At 47.2% G+C, this 16,808-nt stretch carries 12 protein-coding genes; 4 read left to right on the top strand and 8 right to left on the bottom strand.

Annotated elements, in window-relative coordinates:
* Nucleotides 1-101: 101 nt before the first annotated feature.
* The 3 genes from pckA (at nucleotide 102) to C510_RS0111720 (ending at nucleotide 2,878) form a co-directional block, all read left to right on the top strand.
* Nucleotides 102-1,706: a phosphoenolpyruvate carboxykinase (ATP) gene (gene pckA, locus C510_RS0111710; RefSeq protein ID WP_018711533.1), complete on the top strand. Its 1,605-nt coding sequence runs from the start codon at nucleotides 102-104 to the stop codon at nucleotides 1,704-1,706.
* A gap of 120 nt (nucleotides 1,707-1,826) precedes the next feature.
* Nucleotides 1,827-2,204: a DUF6565 domain-containing protein gene (locus tag C510_RS0111715; RefSeq protein WP_018711534.1), complete on the top strand. Its 378-nt coding sequence runs from the start codon at nucleotides 1,827-1,829 to the stop codon at nucleotides 2,202-2,204.
* A gap of 26 nt (nucleotides 2,205-2,230) precedes the next feature.
* On the top strand, nucleotides 2,231-2,878 hold the full coding sequence (locus C510_RS0111720) for a nitroreductase family protein (protein WP_018711535.1): 648 nt from the start codon (nucleotides 2,231-2,233) through the stop codon (nucleotides 2,876-2,878).
* Nucleotides 2,879-3,385: 507 nt separating this feature from the next.
* Here C510_RS0111720 and C510_RS0111725 read toward each other — a convergent pair.
* The 8 genes from C510_RS0111725 to C510_RS0111760 all read right to left on the bottom strand — a co-directional run bounded on the left by C510_RS0111725 (nucleotide 3,386) and on the right by C510_RS0111760 (nucleotide 14,108).
* Nucleotides 3,386-5,203, bottom strand: a complete 1,818-nt coding sequence (locus tag C510_RS0111725) for an LTA synthase family protein (RefSeq protein WP_018711536.1) — start codon at nucleotides 5,201-5,203, stop codon at nucleotides 3,386-3,388.
* A 9-nt stretch (nucleotides 5,204-5,212) separates the two neighbouring features.
* Nucleotides 5,213-5,842: a ribonuclease H1 domain-containing protein gene (locus C510_RS0111730; RefSeq protein ID WP_018711537.1), complete on the bottom strand. Its 630-nt coding sequence runs from the start codon at nucleotides 5,840-5,842 to the stop codon at nucleotides 5,213-5,215.
* Nucleotides 5,843-6,007: 165 nt separating this feature from the next.
* Entirely contained in the window at nucleotides 6,008-7,825 is a 1,818-nt protein-coding gene (argS, locus tag C510_RS0111735; protein ID WP_018711538.1) for an arginine--tRNA ligase, read from the bottom strand.
* 79 nt (nucleotides 7,826-7,904) lie between these two features.
* Nucleotides 7,905-8,282 carry a helix-turn-helix domain-containing protein gene (locus tag C510_RS0111740; protein WP_018711539.1) on the bottom strand — a complete coding sequence of 126 codons (378 nt, stop codon included), beginning with the start codon at nucleotides 8,280-8,282 and terminating at the stop codon, nucleotides 7,905-7,907.
* A gap of 500 nt (nucleotides 8,283-8,782) precedes the next feature.
* A complete protein-coding gene (locus tag C510_RS0111745) occupies nucleotides 8,783-11,494 on the bottom strand; it encodes a hypothetical protein (RefSeq protein ID WP_018711540.1) in 2,712 nt (903 codons plus the stop codon).
* A 505-nt stretch (nucleotides 11,495-11,999) separates the two neighbouring features.
* Complete coding sequence (locus tag C510_RS0111750) at nucleotides 12,000-12,923, bottom strand: carbohydrate kinase family protein (RefSeq protein ID WP_018711541.1); 924 nt, start codon at nucleotides 12,921-12,923, stop codon at nucleotides 12,000-12,002.
* Between the two features lie 22 nt (nucleotides 12,924-12,945).
* Nucleotides 12,946-13,548: an SIS domain-containing protein gene (locus C510_RS0111755; protein ID WP_018711542.1), complete on the bottom strand. Its 603-nt coding sequence runs from the start codon at nucleotides 13,546-13,548 to the stop codon at nucleotides 12,946-12,948.
* Nucleotides 13,549-13,565: 17 nt separating this feature from the next.
* The gene (locus tag C510_RS0111760; RefSeq protein ID WP_025893146.1) at nucleotides 13,566-14,108 is read right to left on the bottom strand and encodes an LOG family protein; all 543 of its coding nucleotides are present in this window, start codon (nucleotides 14,106-14,108) and stop codon (nucleotides 13,566-13,568) included.
* A gap of 239 nt (nucleotides 14,109-14,347) precedes the next feature.
* Between C510_RS0111760 and C510_RS0111765 the strand changes: the two genes are divergently transcribed.
* Entirely contained in the window at nucleotides 14,348-15,571 is a 1,224-nt protein-coding gene (locus C510_RS0111765; RefSeq protein ID WP_018711544.1) for a M16 family metallopeptidase, read from the top strand.
* The last annotated feature ends 1,237 nt before the right edge of the window (nucleotides 15,572-16,808 follow it).

Here is a 16,808-nt window from a genome sequence, read left to right on the forward strand (position 1 = left end):
AAGACAAGGGAGATGTTGAAAATCACCTTGAAAGCGAGATAGGCCTTGATATTCTGAGAAAAATAGACATTTGATATAATAACAAATTAATCATTTGAACAATGGCAAATTTAGATCTTACTAAGTACGGTATCACTGGTACCACTGAGATTGTACACAATCCTTCTTACGATGTATTGTTCGCAGAAGAAACAAAAGCTGGTTTGGAAGGCTTCGAAAAAGGTCAGGTAACTGAACTGGGTGCAGTAAACGTAATGACTGGTATCTACACTGGTCGTTCTCCTAAAGATAAATTCTTGGTAAAAGACGCTACAAGTGAAAATACTGTATGGTGGACTTCAGAAGAATATAAAAACGATAACAAGCCTGTAACTACAGAAACTTGGAATGTATTGAAAGACTTGGCTGCAAAAGAATTGTCTAACAAGAAATTGTATGTTGTAGATGGTTATTGCGGTGCCAACGAAGCTACTTGCTTGAAAGTTCGTTTCATCATGGAAGTTGCATGGCAGGCTCACTTTGTAACTAACATGTTCATCCGTCCTTCTAAGGAACAGTTGGAAAACTTCGAACCTGATTTCGTTGTTTACAACGCTTCTAAGGCTAAAGTTGAAAACTACAAGGAACTGGGTCTGAACTCAGAAACTGCAGTTGTCTTCAACTTGACTACTAAGGAACAGGTTATCCTGAACACTTGGTACGGTGGTGAAATGAAGAAAGGTATGTTCTCTATGATGAACTACTTCAACCCGTTGCGTGGTATCGCTTCTATGCACTGCTCTGCTAACACTAACATGGACGAAACTGAATCAGCTATCTTCTTCGGTTTGTCTGGTACTGGTAAGACTACTTTGTCTACAGACCCGAAACGTAAGTTGATCGGTGATGACGAACACGGATGGGATAACGAAGGTGTATTCAACTACGAAGGTGGTTGCTACGCTAAGGTTATCAACCTGGATAAGGAATCTGAACCGGATATCTACAACGCTATCAAACGTGACGCTCTGTTGGAAAACGTAACAGTAGACGCTAACGGTAAGATTGACTTCGCTGATAAGAGCGTAACTGAAAACACTCGTGTTTCTTATCCTATCCACCACATTGAAAACATCGTTAAACCGGTTTCTAAGGGTCCTCACGCTAAGCAGGTTATCTTCTTGTCTGCTGATGCATTCGGTGTATTGCCTCCTGTATCTATCCTGAACCCGGCTCAGGCTCAGTACTACTTCCTGTCAGGATTTACTGCTAAGTTGGCTGGTACAGAACGTGGTATCACTGAACCGACTCCGACATTCTCTGCTTGCTTCGGTGCTGCTTTCTTGAGCTTGCATCCTACTAAATATGCAGAAGAACTGGTTAAGAAGATGGAAATGACTGGTGCTAAGGCTTACTTGGTTAACACTGGTTGGAACGGTACTGGCAAGCGTATCTCTATCCGCGATACTCGTGGTATCATCGACGCTATCCTGGACGGTTCTATCGACAAGGCTCCTACTAAGGTTATTCCTTACTTCGACTTCGTTGTTCCGACTGAATTGCCGGGTGTTGATCCGAAGATCCTTGATCCTCGTGATACTTACGCTGACGCTGCTCAGTGGGACGAAAAAGCTAAAGACTTGGCTGGTCGTTTCATCAAGAACTTCGCTAAGTTCACTGGAAACGAAGCTGGTAAGGCTTTGGTTGCTGCTGGTCCGAAGTTGTAATTTGCAAGAATTAACGCTAAATAATGAAAAAGGAGTTCCGATTTTCGGGACTCCTTTTTTTGTTTCTTCTTTTAATCCCGTTATATTTGCAGAAAGTGCTTTATTATATAATCGATAACTATGAAAAGATATCTTATTATTTCCTTATCTGTTGTAGTGCTCTTGTGCTTTTCTGCGTGTCATTCAGCTGACAGTCGTGTTGATGGTTTAAAGAATTTTGTGGAAGAAATTAGGAAAGAAAGTCAGGGATATACCTCAGAGCAGTGGAAAAAAGCGAATGAGCGTTTTAACCGGTTATTGGATGAAATTAAGTCATATGATGATTTGACAAAAGAAGAGTTGGAAGAACTGGGTAAGGTGCAAGGGCAATATGCTGCTACCGTTCTTCAGAATTGTGGTGAGGTTCTTTTTGAGCAGTTGGAAGAAACCGGAGTTGCTTTAGACAGCCTGGAAGTAGGAGTTGAGAAAGGTTTGGTTGAGAGTCAGGAATACGAATAATATTTATAACATAACTATCATTGATTATGAACTATTTGAGAGCTATTGCAGGCTTTTTATGCTTGTGCACAGTAGCAGGGTGTACTTCTTCTGTTTCACAACAGGAAACTGTAAAGGGTGTTGAAGGTATGAGCCAGTCGGAAGCTGTTGTTAAAACTATCATGGAACGTCGAAGCATACGGAAGTACAAACCGCAGCCGGTAGAACGGGAGAAGATGCAGACGATTGTGGAATGTGGTGTCAATGCACCGAATGCTATGAACCGTCAGCCGTGGGAAGTTCGTGTAGTGGATAATCCGGATTTCATTAATGGGGTAACGGAACTGTATAAGAAAGAGCAACCGAAAGCAGCTGAGGACCCGAATTTCAAGAATATGTTCCGTAATGCGCCAACCGTAGTTTTTATAGGCCGGGATGTACAGTCAGGTTCGGCAGAATTTGACTGTGGTCTGCTCAGTGAGAACATGATGCTGGCTGCCCAGTCCATGGGCATCGGCAGTTGTTGCCTGGGAAGTCCGGCAGCCTTCATGCGGAGTCCGGCGGCAGCCGAATACCTGAAGCAGCTCGGTTTCAGCGAAGGCTATGAACTGCTGTACTGCATAGCTTTCGGTTATCCCGATGAAGCCCCCGCAGCTAAGCCCCGTGACCTGACGAAAATCAAATTCGTGGAATAAAAAGGGGAAGTATAATAAACAGTTAGAGTTTATAAGCCAAAAGTTAGTCTACACCAGATTGGGCAGGGACTAGTTATCAGGTTGATTGACTGGAATCCTAATTAGTCCCGGCCTTAGTTTAAGCGGAGAAGTGGGTCCCGGTGAAAGTTAGTCTACGCCAGATTGGGCAGGGACTAGTTATCAGGTTGATTGACTGGAATCCTAATTAGTCCCGGCCTTAGTTTAAGCGGAGAAGTGGGTCCCGGTGAAAGTTAGTCTACGCCAGATTGGGCAGAGACTAGTTATCAGGTTGATTGACTGGAATACTAATTGGTCCCGGCCTTAGTTTTGAGGCGAAGGAGCGGAGAAGTGGGTCCCGGCGAAAAGAAGCGCAGGCTGTTTGAGCGAAGCGAGTTCCTGCGCTTCCGACGGGAAACGCTTCGCAGCCGCCTCAAAACGGAAGCCGGCGGTTTTTCTTTTTGTTACCTTTTTCTTTTTGTCGTCAAAAAGAAAAAGTAAAGAGAGAGATTACCTCCTCCCCAAATCATCATACGAACTTTGCAGGATAGCCTTCCCCAGCTTCAGACGGCGTTCACTGGGCACAGGTTCATCCATAACCGTTTGTCCGGAGTTATTGTCCAGTACAGTTACCCCGGTACTGTCGATGAAAGCTACCCCATTGTTATACGTATAATAAGCAAAAGGATAGGTATATTCCTTGCCCAAAACATTCCGGCTGAAATTGAATTCCTGGTGCTCCATGCCTAATTGTCCCAGCAGTGTGGCCACCAGATCCGTCTGGTTCATCAGCTTGTCTACCACCATCGGTTGTTTGACGGCTCCACCCAACCAGAGCATCGGGATGTGGTGGATGCGTGGAGACTGAGCAAAACCTTCGCGCGGGTAGTAGAAACCGTGGTCCGGCAGGCAGATTATCAGCAAGTCCTTCCACTGGGGAAGCTGTTTCATCCGGTCGATGAACTTGCCCAGACAATCGTCTGTAAAGGCGAAAGCGTTCGGTATGTTCTCGTTCAGGCGGTGGTAAGGCACCTCGAACGGTTCGTGGCTGCTCAGGGTCAGGAAAGCCGTGTGCCAAGGCCCGGTCTTCCGTTCCTTCAGGACATTATACAGGTAATCGAAGGTTACATCATCGTTTACTCCCCAGGCATTCTGGTGTTGCGACAGCGGGAAATCTACATCGGCAGTCAGTTTCTGGTAACCGCTGCCCAACAGGTAACTCTTCATGTTGGTGAAGTTGATGTCACCCCCGTACAGGAAATCGGTCTGATACCCCTCTTTCACCAGTTTCTCGGCCAGGGCGGGTAGGGTACGGCTCTTGGCCGGAATCTTCATGACAGAGAGGGTGGGGAAGCTCTGGTAACCGCTGAATGTGCAGAGCGTACCGCGGTCGGTACGGAAGCTGTTGGCATAGCAGTTCGTAAAGAAGATACCTTCTTTCGCCAGACGGTTCAGGTTCGGACTGACATCCGGCACTCCCCCCAGCGGCTCTACAAATACACCTCCGAAGCCTTCCATCAGGATGACCAGGATATTCGGACGGCGGGTATTCAGCAGTTCTACGGTGTTTTCTCCTTGGGTAGGATAAAGCCCTTCAAACAGTGATTTCCGTTCTTCCTCCGGGAAGAAATCGAACATCTCCTCGTATTTCTGGGTTTTCCCGGCTGAGGCCAACAGGCTGAAGGCCGGATTTACAGCCGAATGGTTCAGGAATTCATCGTTGCAGAAGTAAGCCTGTCCGATGTTGGAAGTCGATTCGGTGACGCCGCCCCGGATGATGATGAACAGTACACCTCCCAGCAGCAGGGTGAGGCCGGTCCCAGCCAGACGTTGGCGGGCAGCTTCCAGTTTTTGGGGAGTGACAGTAAACCACCACAGGCTCAGCAGGGCTGCCAGTATCAGGATAAATACGATGCGTAGGGCGATGAATCCGGCCGATACGCTGGCCATGGCATTCTTGGGCGAGTCCAGGTACTGGAAGATGGAAGCGTCCAGCTTGAACCCCCAGAAAGGGTATAGGCTCATGTCGGCAATGCCGATACAGCTTACTATCAAAGCGATGAGCAGGTAGTAGCCGCCCAGTATCTTCCGGAGCGGTACGCGCTTCAGCCAGAAGCTGATGAGGATAACCAGCCACGGGATGGCAGTCAGGTAACCGGCAGTAGCGGCGTCCAGGCTGGCACCGTGATACAGTACCCGGAAATAGTCAGCCAGTGCCGTGCCTTTTCCGATGGCTCCGTTGTAGAGCATGAATAGCGGTTTCTGCAGGAGGAAGCCTCCCCAGAAACTCAGAAATATCAGCAGTAGAAATACGATTCTTTTTTTCATGACAGTGATTTATTTGCGGCCGAAATCGGCGGGAACTTCTCCCCAGCGTTCGGTTTCCCATTTCAGCAGAGGAGTGGTGTAAGTATGTGTCCGGAGCCAGTTCTCGGCCCGTTCGATGAGCTGGAAAAGCTGCTCGGTCTTTGGGGTACGCTCCAGTTTGGTCTTGCATTTTTTCTGGCGGACCCAGCTCAAGGCATTTCGGCTGTCGGAATAGATGGGCATCTGCAGGTTCTTTTGCTGCAGCAGGGCCAGTCCGTGTACGATGGCGAGGAACTCTCCGATGTTGTTCGTCCCGTGTACCGGTCCGAAATGGAAGACCTCCTGTCCGGTCTGCAGATAGACTCCCCGGTATTCCATGGGACCGGGATTCCCGCTGCAAGCAGCATCTACGGCCAGACAGTTCAGATCGAATCCTTCGGGCAGTTGAGGCTCTCCTACGGGTTTCTGAGCCTTCTCCTTCGACGGATGTAGGTAATGATGAGCGGGAGAAGCCAGTGCGGCTTCCGCTTCTTCACGGGTCTCGAACGATTTGTAGAGGGCTCCCGCGTAGTTCTTTATCTGAAGCTGGCAGTCTGTCCAGGAGGTATACACTCCGGGGTTGACGCCTTTCCATACAACGTAATATTTCTGTTTGGCCATGTGTGGTATTTTGATGGACAAAAGTACGAAATTTAGTTGTTGGGTTCTTTTAATTTTACGTTTTTTAGTTCGTTGATGTACGCTGTAGGGGCAGAGTCGGTCAGTCCGGAAACGCCAAAAGCCCGGTTGTGGCCGGGCTTTTGTATAAAAAAGAGATGTCTGAAATTACATGCGTTCCGGAACTTCGATTCCCAGCAGACCCATCGCCAGTTTCACTACCTTGCCTACGTTCTGGCTCAGTGCAAGGCGGAATATCTTCACGGCTTCGTTTTCTTCACGCAGGATGCTGAAGTCGTGGTAGAACTGGTTGTATTCCTTCACCAGGTCGTACGCATAGTTTGCCAGGATAGACGGGTTGTAGTCTGTTCCGGCCTGTGCCACTACGTTGGTGAAATCGGCCAGCATCTGGATGAGGCCCTCTTCCTTGGTGCTCAGTTCGATGCCGGTCGGGATAACAGCCGGAATGCTGATACCTGCCTCGGCAGCCTTCCGCAGGATAGACTGGATACGTGCGTAGGTATACTGGATGAACGGACCGGTATTTCCGTTGAAGTCGATGGATTCCTTCGGATTGAAGGTCATGTTCTTGCGGGCATCCACTTTCAGGATGAAGTATTTCAAGGCACCCAGACCCACGATGCGGGCGATGTCATCAGCCTCTTCCTTCGTCAAGCCGTCCAGCTTGCCCAGTTCGTTGCTGGTTTCCTTGGCAGTTTCTATCATGGCTTCCATCAGGTCGTCGGCATCTACTACCGTACCTTCACGGCTCTTCATCTTACCTTCCGGCAGTTCCACCATTCCGTAAGAGAAGTGTACCAGATCTTTTCCCCATTCGAAGCCCAGTTTGTCGAGCAGGATAGACAATACCTGGAAGTGGTAGTTCTGTTCGTTACCTACCACGTAAATCATCTTGTTGATCGGATAATCCTGGAAACGCAGTTTGGCAGTACCGATATCCTGTGTCATGTATACAGAAGTACCGTCGGCACGGAGCAGCAGCTTGTGGTCCAGTCCTTCGGCAGTCAGGTCGGCCCATACGGAACCGTCTTCCTTGCGGTAGAAGAATCCTTTTTCAAGGCCTTCCATCACCTTTTCTTTTCCTTCCAGATATGTCTGTGATTCGTAGTAGATTTTGTCGAAGCTGACTCCCATCATCTTGTAGGTCTCGTCGAAACCGGCGTATACCCAGTCGTTCATCTTCTTCCACAGGCTACGTACTTCCGGGTCGTTGGCTTCCCACTTGCGGAGCATTTCGCGGGCTTCCAGCATCAGCGGCGAGTTGGCTTCGGCCTTTGCCTTGGCTTCCTCTTCGTTCATTCCTTCTGCCTGGTATTGGGCCATCAGTTCCTTCACTTCAGCCTTGTAGTGCTTGTCGAACGCCACGTAATAGTCGCCTATCAGGTGGTCACCCTTCTTGCCCGATGATTCCGGAGTTTCACCGTTGCCGTATTTCAGCCATGCCAGCATGGACTTGCAGATGTGGATACCGCGGTCGTTCACGATGTTTGTCTTCACCACCTTGTTTCCGTTGGCAGCCATGATGTTGGCCAGCGCGTTACCCAGCAGGTTGTTGCGCACGTGTCCCAGGTGCAGCGGCTTGTTGGTGTTCGGCGAAGAGTATTCAATCATTACCAGCGGAGCGTCGTCGGCAGCCTTGCGGATACCCCATTGTGCGTCTGCATGGATACGGTTCAGCAGTTCAATCCATACGTCCGAAGCGATGGTCAGGTTCAGGAAACCTTTGATGACGTTGTAGCTGGCGATAGCCGTTTCGTGCTGTTTCAGGTACTCGCCGATTTCCTGGGCCGTTTGTTCAGGGCCCTTCTTTGAGAGTTTCAGAAACGGGAATACCACCAGTGTCAGGTGACCTTCGAATTCTTTCTTGGTCTTCTGCAGCTGTATCATCTGGGTCGGAACTTCCTGGCCATACAGCTCTTTGACGCCCTTTTGGACGGATTCGGTCAGTTTGTCTACTATATTCATGTGTATCTTGTTTTTATTGATTTTTCGTTTCTCCGTCCGCAAAGGTAGTGATTTTTGGTGGTATTCCGGTGTTTCCCTGTCAATTTCCGCTGACAGGTTTCAGTTTCGGTTGTTTCTGCAGCCAGTAGGTGGGAGCTATGCCTTCTTTCAGTTTGAATTGTTTGCTGAAGTGTGCCAGGTCAGTGAATCCTACCATGGCGGCAAGTGTACTCATCGGCAACCGCCGGTCGGTCAGCATCCGTTTCTTGGCTTCTTCGATGCGGAGTCCGTTCAGCCAGTTGTTGAAGTTCATGGCGTACGTATCGTTGATGAAATTCGACAGGTACGTACGGTTGATGCCCAATGCCTTAGCCATTTTGATGATGGTGATGCCTGTTTGCAAGTATTCTTTCCGTAATTCCCACGCATTCAGTTTCTGGGAAATCATTTCTAATGTAGCTTTGCTCCTTCGTTCCATAGTTGATTTGTCTTTCGGTTTCTTGAAGCAAGGTACAAAGCTTTGTCGGATTGTAAAAATGAGGTTTTTGCGTTTAGGGATTATTCGGTAGCTTTGTTGGGTTATTCGGTAGTAAATGGGGATTAAATGGATGAAAATTGTAGATGTTTTTTATCTTGGCTGATTTATAGATTCTCGATTTTCAGATTCAGAACTGTGCGTTCGAGATTAGTGGGCACAAGAAAGGGCAGAAGCAGATTGAAGGCTTTAGTAGGTATGTGAAGTGGCGGATGAGCAGAAATGCAAATACGGGAATGTGATTTCGTTTTGGATATTCGGGTTGGGCTATTGAAATTTGGGTGGATATGATGGATATTGCATTTGTACTAAAGTAATATAAAAAAGAGGTACTCCCAATATTAAGCTGGGAATACCTCTTCTGATAAACTTATAAAAATCTTGTCTGTTAAAAGCTGCAGCTCCGTAATGGGGCTACAGCTTAATTTAGAGGGAAGATTTTTTTATTTGCTCAGCTCAAAATTGATGCTGGTAGTAGTCTGAACACCCATAATATCGGTGAAGGTCAATGTGAATGTACCACCATTGTTAACCTGACCGCTATCCTTCGTAATTTGAACTCCTGTTGTGGTAACTTTTGCTCCTGCTCCTACTAAACCACTTGCATCAGCAGATGCTGCATAAGAAATCTCATTCACCATAGTAAAATTAGTGATATTTTCTTTTAAGATAAACTTATTATCAGCATAATAAGGAGCTGCGATACCTGCATTCAGAGCAGTTGTAGTAACATTAACCGAATTACCTTTCAGTTTCAGTACCAACTTGCTACCGTCTATTGTATAGTCAGCGGCATTCAATGTTGCTACACTCTTATCACCGTACATTAAGGTAGTGCCTTCGAAGATTGACTGCAACTGTACATCAAATTCTTTTGTAATAATGAAGTCTTCAACACCACCAATCATATAAGCGGCAACACTATGCATGGTATTGTAAGCAAGCTTATGAGTCTTGTCAATATTTTCAGTCAGTTTTTCATAGTCTAACTTCACATATTGAGTCGTTATATTTTTCAGGTCAGCTTCAGCTTTATTAGCAGATACATTGTTATTACCGTCTTTAGTATATTCTAGCTTAGTCAAGTAAATACCATCTGCAGCACCGTCCCATTCACTGTCTTTCACTTCATCAAATGCATTCATTGATATACCAGCTTCAGTATAAACATCTGATGGACCTACATTAACGCTAGTGATACGGGTTACAAACTTATCACCATTCCATTCACCATTCTTTACGAATACATCTTCCCAATCCGGACGAACTACATGAACAGGAATGTTGACTTTCTTAATCAGCTTCGTTGTAGAGTTATTATCCGAAGCGCTGATATTACGGTTAATGGTTACACTAATCAAGTGTTCTCCTCGTTTAGCACCAGGGTTAGGATAGTTATCGGCATCAATGATGAATTTGACATATCTGATGCTTCTTACAGCTTCATCAATCTTGTCATCATTCATATCGATATCGTTCATATCTTTGTCATAATACTTAATTAAGCCGGTATTTCCATTCAAATTATTGAATTCATCAACCTTCCACAAGAAGGTTGCATCTTTATCTTCTACCTGCCAATCAATATTATTAAGGTTGTCGATAGAAATAGCTTCACTTGCGCTCAGGCTGCTGAATACGTTACCGACATCAACCAACAAGCTCTTGTCTTTGGCCGGAGTAACATTGTAAGTTACCGGAGACAATGTAACCGTTTGTTTCTGAGCTTCAGCAAACTTGATATTGATAGTTTCAGTCTTTGAGATGTTTCCGTTGATATCAATCAAAGTCACATCCAAAGCGAATGTACGTCCGACAGCATTCTGGCCTGCCATAATAGAAGAAGTACCGTTCTCTTTATCTTCTTTGATTTCAACGCCGTAAACTTCAGCATCGGCTACATCTTTTGCATTGATAGCTACCTTCATGTCGTAGATACGACCATCCAGATAGCTCATGTTATGATACAATCCATCTGCTGGAACATTTTCCAGAACGTTATCATTATCATTCCACTCACCTAAACCACCGATAACAAAGTTTTCAGGTTTCGGAGCCTCGCAAGAAGGCTGAGCGTCAGCCTTCAGCTGAGTATCGATAATGAACTTATAGTCAGTTACCACTACACCGTTCAAGGCCAATGCGTACTTGATGTTGGCAGTCTGGTCTTCGTTAGCGAATTTAGAGATGATTTCTTCGGCTTCTTTGCCTTCAGTGAACTTGTCGAACTGGAGTGTCAATACATAGTCACCCTGATCTACAGTGTTAAAGTTTACGTCGGCAGCACGAGAACCGTTAGTCAGAGGTCCCTGTTTCTGTCCCGGAGTAGCGATGACTGTAACCGGAGCCACTTCACCCTTGGAAGAAACCAAAGTCAGCTGACCGGCCTTAGAAGCTGCAGCCAAATCGTAATTGATAGGACGTACGCTGACTTCGGCAGCAGTAACCTGACCTACAACCAGTCCGGCCTTGATGTCGCCCTTCGGACCGTCCCACTTGGTGTCGCTGGAAGCGATAGTCCAGTGAATACCGTTTTCCTGTTTATCGGTAGGATCTCCATTGTTAGAATCAGCGAACTTAGCATCAGTGAAATAGAAATCTTCATCGTTTCCCAATGAAATTCTCACATCAGCGAAAGCTTTTGGGAAAGCGACTGTTTCGCCGTTGATCTGCACACCGATAGTTTCGTTACCCGGGATGTTGTCATCAACGATCTGGACATTATTATCTACGTCAACAGTCAAAGGATATTCCTTGTCGCCTACATAAAGGATACCGTTTTCCACTTTGATTTCAGGAATTTCCTGAGAAGGCAGTTCAATGGTCTGTTTGTTACCGTCAACTGTCAATACCAGGTTGTTTCCTTCCAGAGCCAAAGCTACTTCGTTGACACCGGTCTTGTCAGGAATGTTGTAAGTAACGGTATTTCCGCCAGTAGTAACGCTCAATACGCCGTCAGCAAAAGTAACGTTTTCAACATATCCGCCCAACGCATCAACCTTTGTCTTCAGGTCGTTCAGGCTGCTAGCGATGGTATTAATCTGTTCCTGCAAGTTGTTGATGTCGTCATCATAGTCTTTACAAGAAGTAAAAGTTCCTGCTGAAGCGAACAGAAGCGCTCCGAACAGAAGTGCACTTAAATACTTTTTTCTCATAATAATAAAAATTTTTAATTTATAAATCAAAAAACTCAAATTGTTTCAACTCAAGTTATCCCCGCTTCCCATGGTTAGAAAACGGCCAGAGGCAGCTACAATCGGAGGGACGGATAAGGGGCGTACGAGGGACAAAAAACGGAAAAGAAACAAACAAATACCCCGCCAGAAGCCCTGTAGGGCGGTTTTAGGCAGTTCAGGTAGCCGCGGCGGCTACACAACCAAACCGCTTCCAATCACCTTATCAGCATTCCGAAAAAGCTGTACTTATCTTTCATAGACCACGACATTTTCAGAAAAGAATAGTGTGTATCCGGATACACACCAATACTTTAGCGAGAACGTCTTACATACTGAAAACTATATTTGTTATAGATTTCGAGGACAAATGTATATACTTTGTTCGAAACAACCATCTACTTTTATTGAAAAGTTGCAGGCATTTACATTATTTAATACTTTTATACACTAAAAACCCTTAAAAAGGTTACTCCTCCTGCTTTTGTCAACGAAAGGTTGCCGCAAACTCCGGCGAAACCGAATTTCCTACTTGCCGACATACCTCACCGCCAAAGGCCATACCGCAACGGATAACTTCATCCCAGTCAGCTTCGGACAATGTGTCCAGGTCATCCCGGCGGATACGGTTCTTCAACAGTCCATATACAACCCCGGCATTGAAATTATCTCCTGCGCCGATGGTGCTGACTGTCTCGACGGCAGGTACCGGATAATTCTTGCGCACATTGCCTGCAAACAACCGGACATCCTTATCGGCATCCGTGCAGATGAAATGCTTGCAGTAGAATCCTACCCGCTGGGTATATACTTTCTCCGCATCGGTCTGACCGAACATGTTACCGAAGTCTTCGGTAGAGCCGCGCAGGATATCGGTATATTCAAAGTTCTCCAGCAGCGTAGGCATCAGCTTGATGGCCTCGTTGGCATGGGTACTACGGAAGTTCACATCGTAATAGATGATGGCTCCCCGTTCGCGGGCCAGGTCCAGCAGCCCTTTCACCTTGTCGCGGAGTACCGGGGTCACGGCAAAGTAGGAACCGATCATCACAATGTCGTCCGGCTGGATATCGGGCATCTTCACCTCCAGGCGCTGGTGCGGATAATCCTTGTAGAAGAGATACTCCGCATCGTTCCGCTCGTTCAGGAAAGCCAGCGATACGGGCGACTTGCCGTCCGGGAACACGTTTACACAGTCGGTGCGGACACCGTTGGACCGCATGTTCTCCAGAATCATCCGCCCTACACGGTCGTTTCCGGTTTCGCTGATAAAGGTGACATCTACCCCCATCCGCCCCAGAGAAATCATGGCGTTATAGACCGAGCCTCCAGGAACGGCTGCCTGTGGCTGGTCTCCCCGGAACAGGATGTCGAGGATGGTTTCGCCGATACCGATTACTTTTCGATTCATAAATCCATATTAATAAGGTGTATCATTTACTCAGTTCGCGCGAGCGTTCTCCCAGATAACCTCCATGATGGCGCTTGCTGTATTCTTCGATGGTAAATCCGGTCTTCCGCATGGTCTCTACTACCAGGATATCGCCGATGACAGTCATTACCGTAGTAGACGTAGTAGGTGTCATCCCCAGCAGGCAGACTTCTTCCGGATGGCCGGTAGGCAGACACACATCGGCTGTCTGTGCCAGCGGACTGTCAGGGTTTCCGGTAATGACAATCCGTTTCATATCCGGCAGCAGGCGGGCGGCCAGGTCTGTCAGTTCCACAATTTCGCGGGTCTTGCCTGAATTGGAAATCAGCAACAGCAGGTCGTTCTCCTGCAGGATACCCAAATCGCCGTGCTGCGCCTCACTGGGGTGCAGAAATACCGACGGGATGCCGGTAGAACAGAAAGTAGTAGCGATATTCATGGCTATCTGTCCAGCCTTTCCCATACCGCTGGTCACCAGTTTTCCCTTCTTACGATGTACCTGTTCTACAATCAGATCTACCGCCTGTTGGAAGGCATCAGTCACCGGAATATTCAGAACTGCCTGTGCTTCGTGCTGCAGCAATTCGTTAATGGATGAAATCATATATCAGGTTTTAGAAATTAGTCTGTAAGGAATGAAATCAACTGTTCGAAAGTATCGGCTACTTTCAGCCGCTCTTTCAACGGATGATGGATAAACTGTCGGACCTCCAGTCCGTGCAGGAACTCCAGCAGCCCGTTCCAGAAGCCGTCTACGTTGTACAGGATGACCTGCTTGTCGTGGTAACCGAGGCTCCCGGCAGCCAGTACATGGAAAATCTCGTCCAGGGTACCGATACCCCCCGGCAGAGCTACCAGTATATCGGCTTCCTGAAGCATAAGGTCCTTGCGGTCGCTCAGGTTGACGGTGGGGAAAATCACATCGAGCAAGGTACTGACCCGTCCGCGCTCTTCCAGCAGGGTGGGTACTACCCCCATCACCTGTCCGCCGTTCGCCTTCACTGACTTGGCGGTCGCTTCCATCAGTCCGAGGTTCGAACCGCCATATACCAGCCATTTGCCCTGGCTTCCTATCCAGGCACCCAGTTCTTCCGCTTTTTCTATGTAGAGAGGGTCTATCTGTTCGGATGCCGCACAGAAGACCCCGATTCTGTTCTTTGTCATGCGCTGTTCCTTTCCATTATTCTGCAAATATCTGCATTTTTTTTCTTTTTGCCGTGATTTTTCAGTTCTTCTTTTTAATCGCAAAAAGAAAAGAGTTCCTGAAACCTTCCGGAGAACAGGCTATCCACACACAAATCGAACGGACAACACGTGAAATGTAATATTTTGTCCTCCGGTTCTTCTGTCCAAACTTTCCTTTTCATTAACTTTGCCGGCAGAAAATCAATCGCATCAGAAACATGTCACACCAGACGCATACTCTTCCGAACGGCCTGCGGATTATCCAGGCTCCCAGTCCTACCGGCGTGGCCTATTGTGGCTATGCCGTCGATGCCGGTACCCGTGACGAACGGGACAACGAACAGGGCATGGCCCATTTTGTGGAACACCTCATCTTCAAAGGGACCCGCAAACGGAAGGCCTGGCACATTCTGAACCGGATGGAACGGGTGGGCGGCGACCTGAACGCTTATACCAACAAGGAAGAGACCGTGGTGTACAGCACTTTCCTGAAAGAGCATTTCCTCCGTGCCGCCGAACTGCTGACGGACATCGTGTTCAACAGTACATTTCCACAGGCGGAAATCGAAAAAGAGGTGGAGGTCATCATCGATGAGATACAGAGTTACGAAGACAGCCCTTCGGAACTGATTTTTGACGATTTCGAGGAACTGATATTCCCGGACCATCCGTTGGGACGCAATATCCTGGGACGTCCGGACCAGCTGCGTGACTTCCGGACCGAGGATGCCCTGAACTTCGTCAACCGTTTCTACCGCCCGGACAACATGGTGTTTTTCGTTCTGGGCGACCTGGATTTCAAGCGGACTGTCCGTACTCTGGAGAAACTCACCGCCGACATCCCTGCCGGAGAAACCGGCGATTACCGCCGGATGCCGCCTCTCGCCTACCAACCCAAGCACCTTACCCTCTACAAGGACACGCACCAGTCACACGTCATGATAGGTAGCCGTGGCTACGATGCGTACGACGAGCATCGCACCGGTCTTTATCTGCTGAACAATATCCTGGGCGGACCGGGCATGAACAGCCGGTTGAATGTCTCGCTGCGTGAACGGCGGGGACTGGTATACAACGTAGAAGCCAACCTGACTTCATACACCGACACAGGTGCCTTTTGTATCTATTTCGGTTGCGATCCGGACGATGCCGACGCATGTACAGAACTGGTATACAAGGAACTGAAGAAGCTGCGTGACCGTCGGTTGACCGGTGCCCAGCTTGCAGCGGCGCAGAAGCAGATTATCGGTCAGATAGGCGTATCGACCGATAATTTCGAGAACGTAGCCCTTGATATGGGCAAGTGCTTCCTGCATTACGGTACCTACGAGCACAAAGCGGAGGTCTACCAGCGCATCAATGCTCTCACTGCCGATTATCTGCTGGAGATTGCCAACGAGAAATTTGCAGAAGAACAGTTGTCGGTACTGGTGTACCGGTAAGGAATACGGCTTCCTGGCTGTCGCTCCGGCCGATTCATCTTCAGAAATCCCGGAAGTGCCAAGGCGAAAATTCCCTGTTTCAACTTCTCCTCAAGGTTCAAAAGGTTCATAGGTTCACCTATATACCTGTTTTTCATACAAAAAGCCTGTTTTAAGGGGGTAAAACGCACTTGTACTTTGTTGATAATTAGCCGAATGACGCTTCGGCTCGGGATTTTTTCGTTCGGAGGAGGGAATGACCGTATGTTTGTCTTTCCGGAGTTGTTCCTGTGCTTGTCATTCCGGGCTTGACCCGGAATCCAGATTTCAACACTGGCTTGTGTACATTGGGCCCCATATTCAATAAGAAATGACTGGAATCACCCGGAATGTTGGATGCCCCATTATTATCAATTATGCGACAGTCCGCTACCAAACAGCTATTCCCCCAAAAGCACAAAATTATTATTCATTGGAAGACAACAACTTACCCAAATGCCTAAACCTCAAATTTTACCTTGGAATGTGGACCTTCGTGAACCTAAAACCAGGAAAAAGCCCTGAAATAAGGGGATAATTGCGTGGTAAAGGAGCATATAAGTGAACCTATGAACCTTTTGAACCTTTTTACGGAAAAACGAACGGACATTTTATTTTCTTTGTCCGTTCGTTTACAATAAAACATACGGACATTTGTATGAAAACGACCGGTCGTTCCATGATGACATGTGCATTTTCTAGTATCCAATAGATTTTGTCAAGAATATTTCATAAGAAATATAATCAATTTTTCCCATGACTGACCTTCCGGTTCTGTAGTCCTTCTTGTCCCCCGTCCGTCCCTTTTTCGTCTCTCCCCAAAAATCCTGAACCCGTTACTTCCTCATAATAAATTGCTTACGGAGAATTTCATCATTCCCGCCGCGAAAATGTTGTACGGCTAAAACCGCGCTACAGGCTTTGTGAGCGGGGTATTTGTTTGTTTCTTTCCCGTTTTTTGTTCAGACTCCGTCCCTCGTCCGTCCCTCGCTGGAGGCTGTCTCTGGTCCGTCTTCTGCCAATGGGGGCGGGGATAAGCTTAAGTTTTGATAATTTGAGTCTTTTAATTTATAAATTAAAATTTTTTATTATTATGAGAAAAAAGTATTTAAGTGCACTTCTGTTCGGAGCGCTTCTGTTCGCTTCAGCAGGAACTTTTACTTCTTGTAAAGACTATGATGATGACATCAACAACTTGCAGGAGCAGATTAACACTGTC

The sequence above is a fragment of the Phocaeicola barnesiae DSM 18169 = JCM 13652 genome (genome assembly GCF_000374585.1).
In the GTDB taxonomy this organism is placed as follows: Bacteria; Bacteroidota; Bacteroidia; order Bacteroidales; family Bacteroidaceae; genus Phocaeicola; species Phocaeicola barnesiae.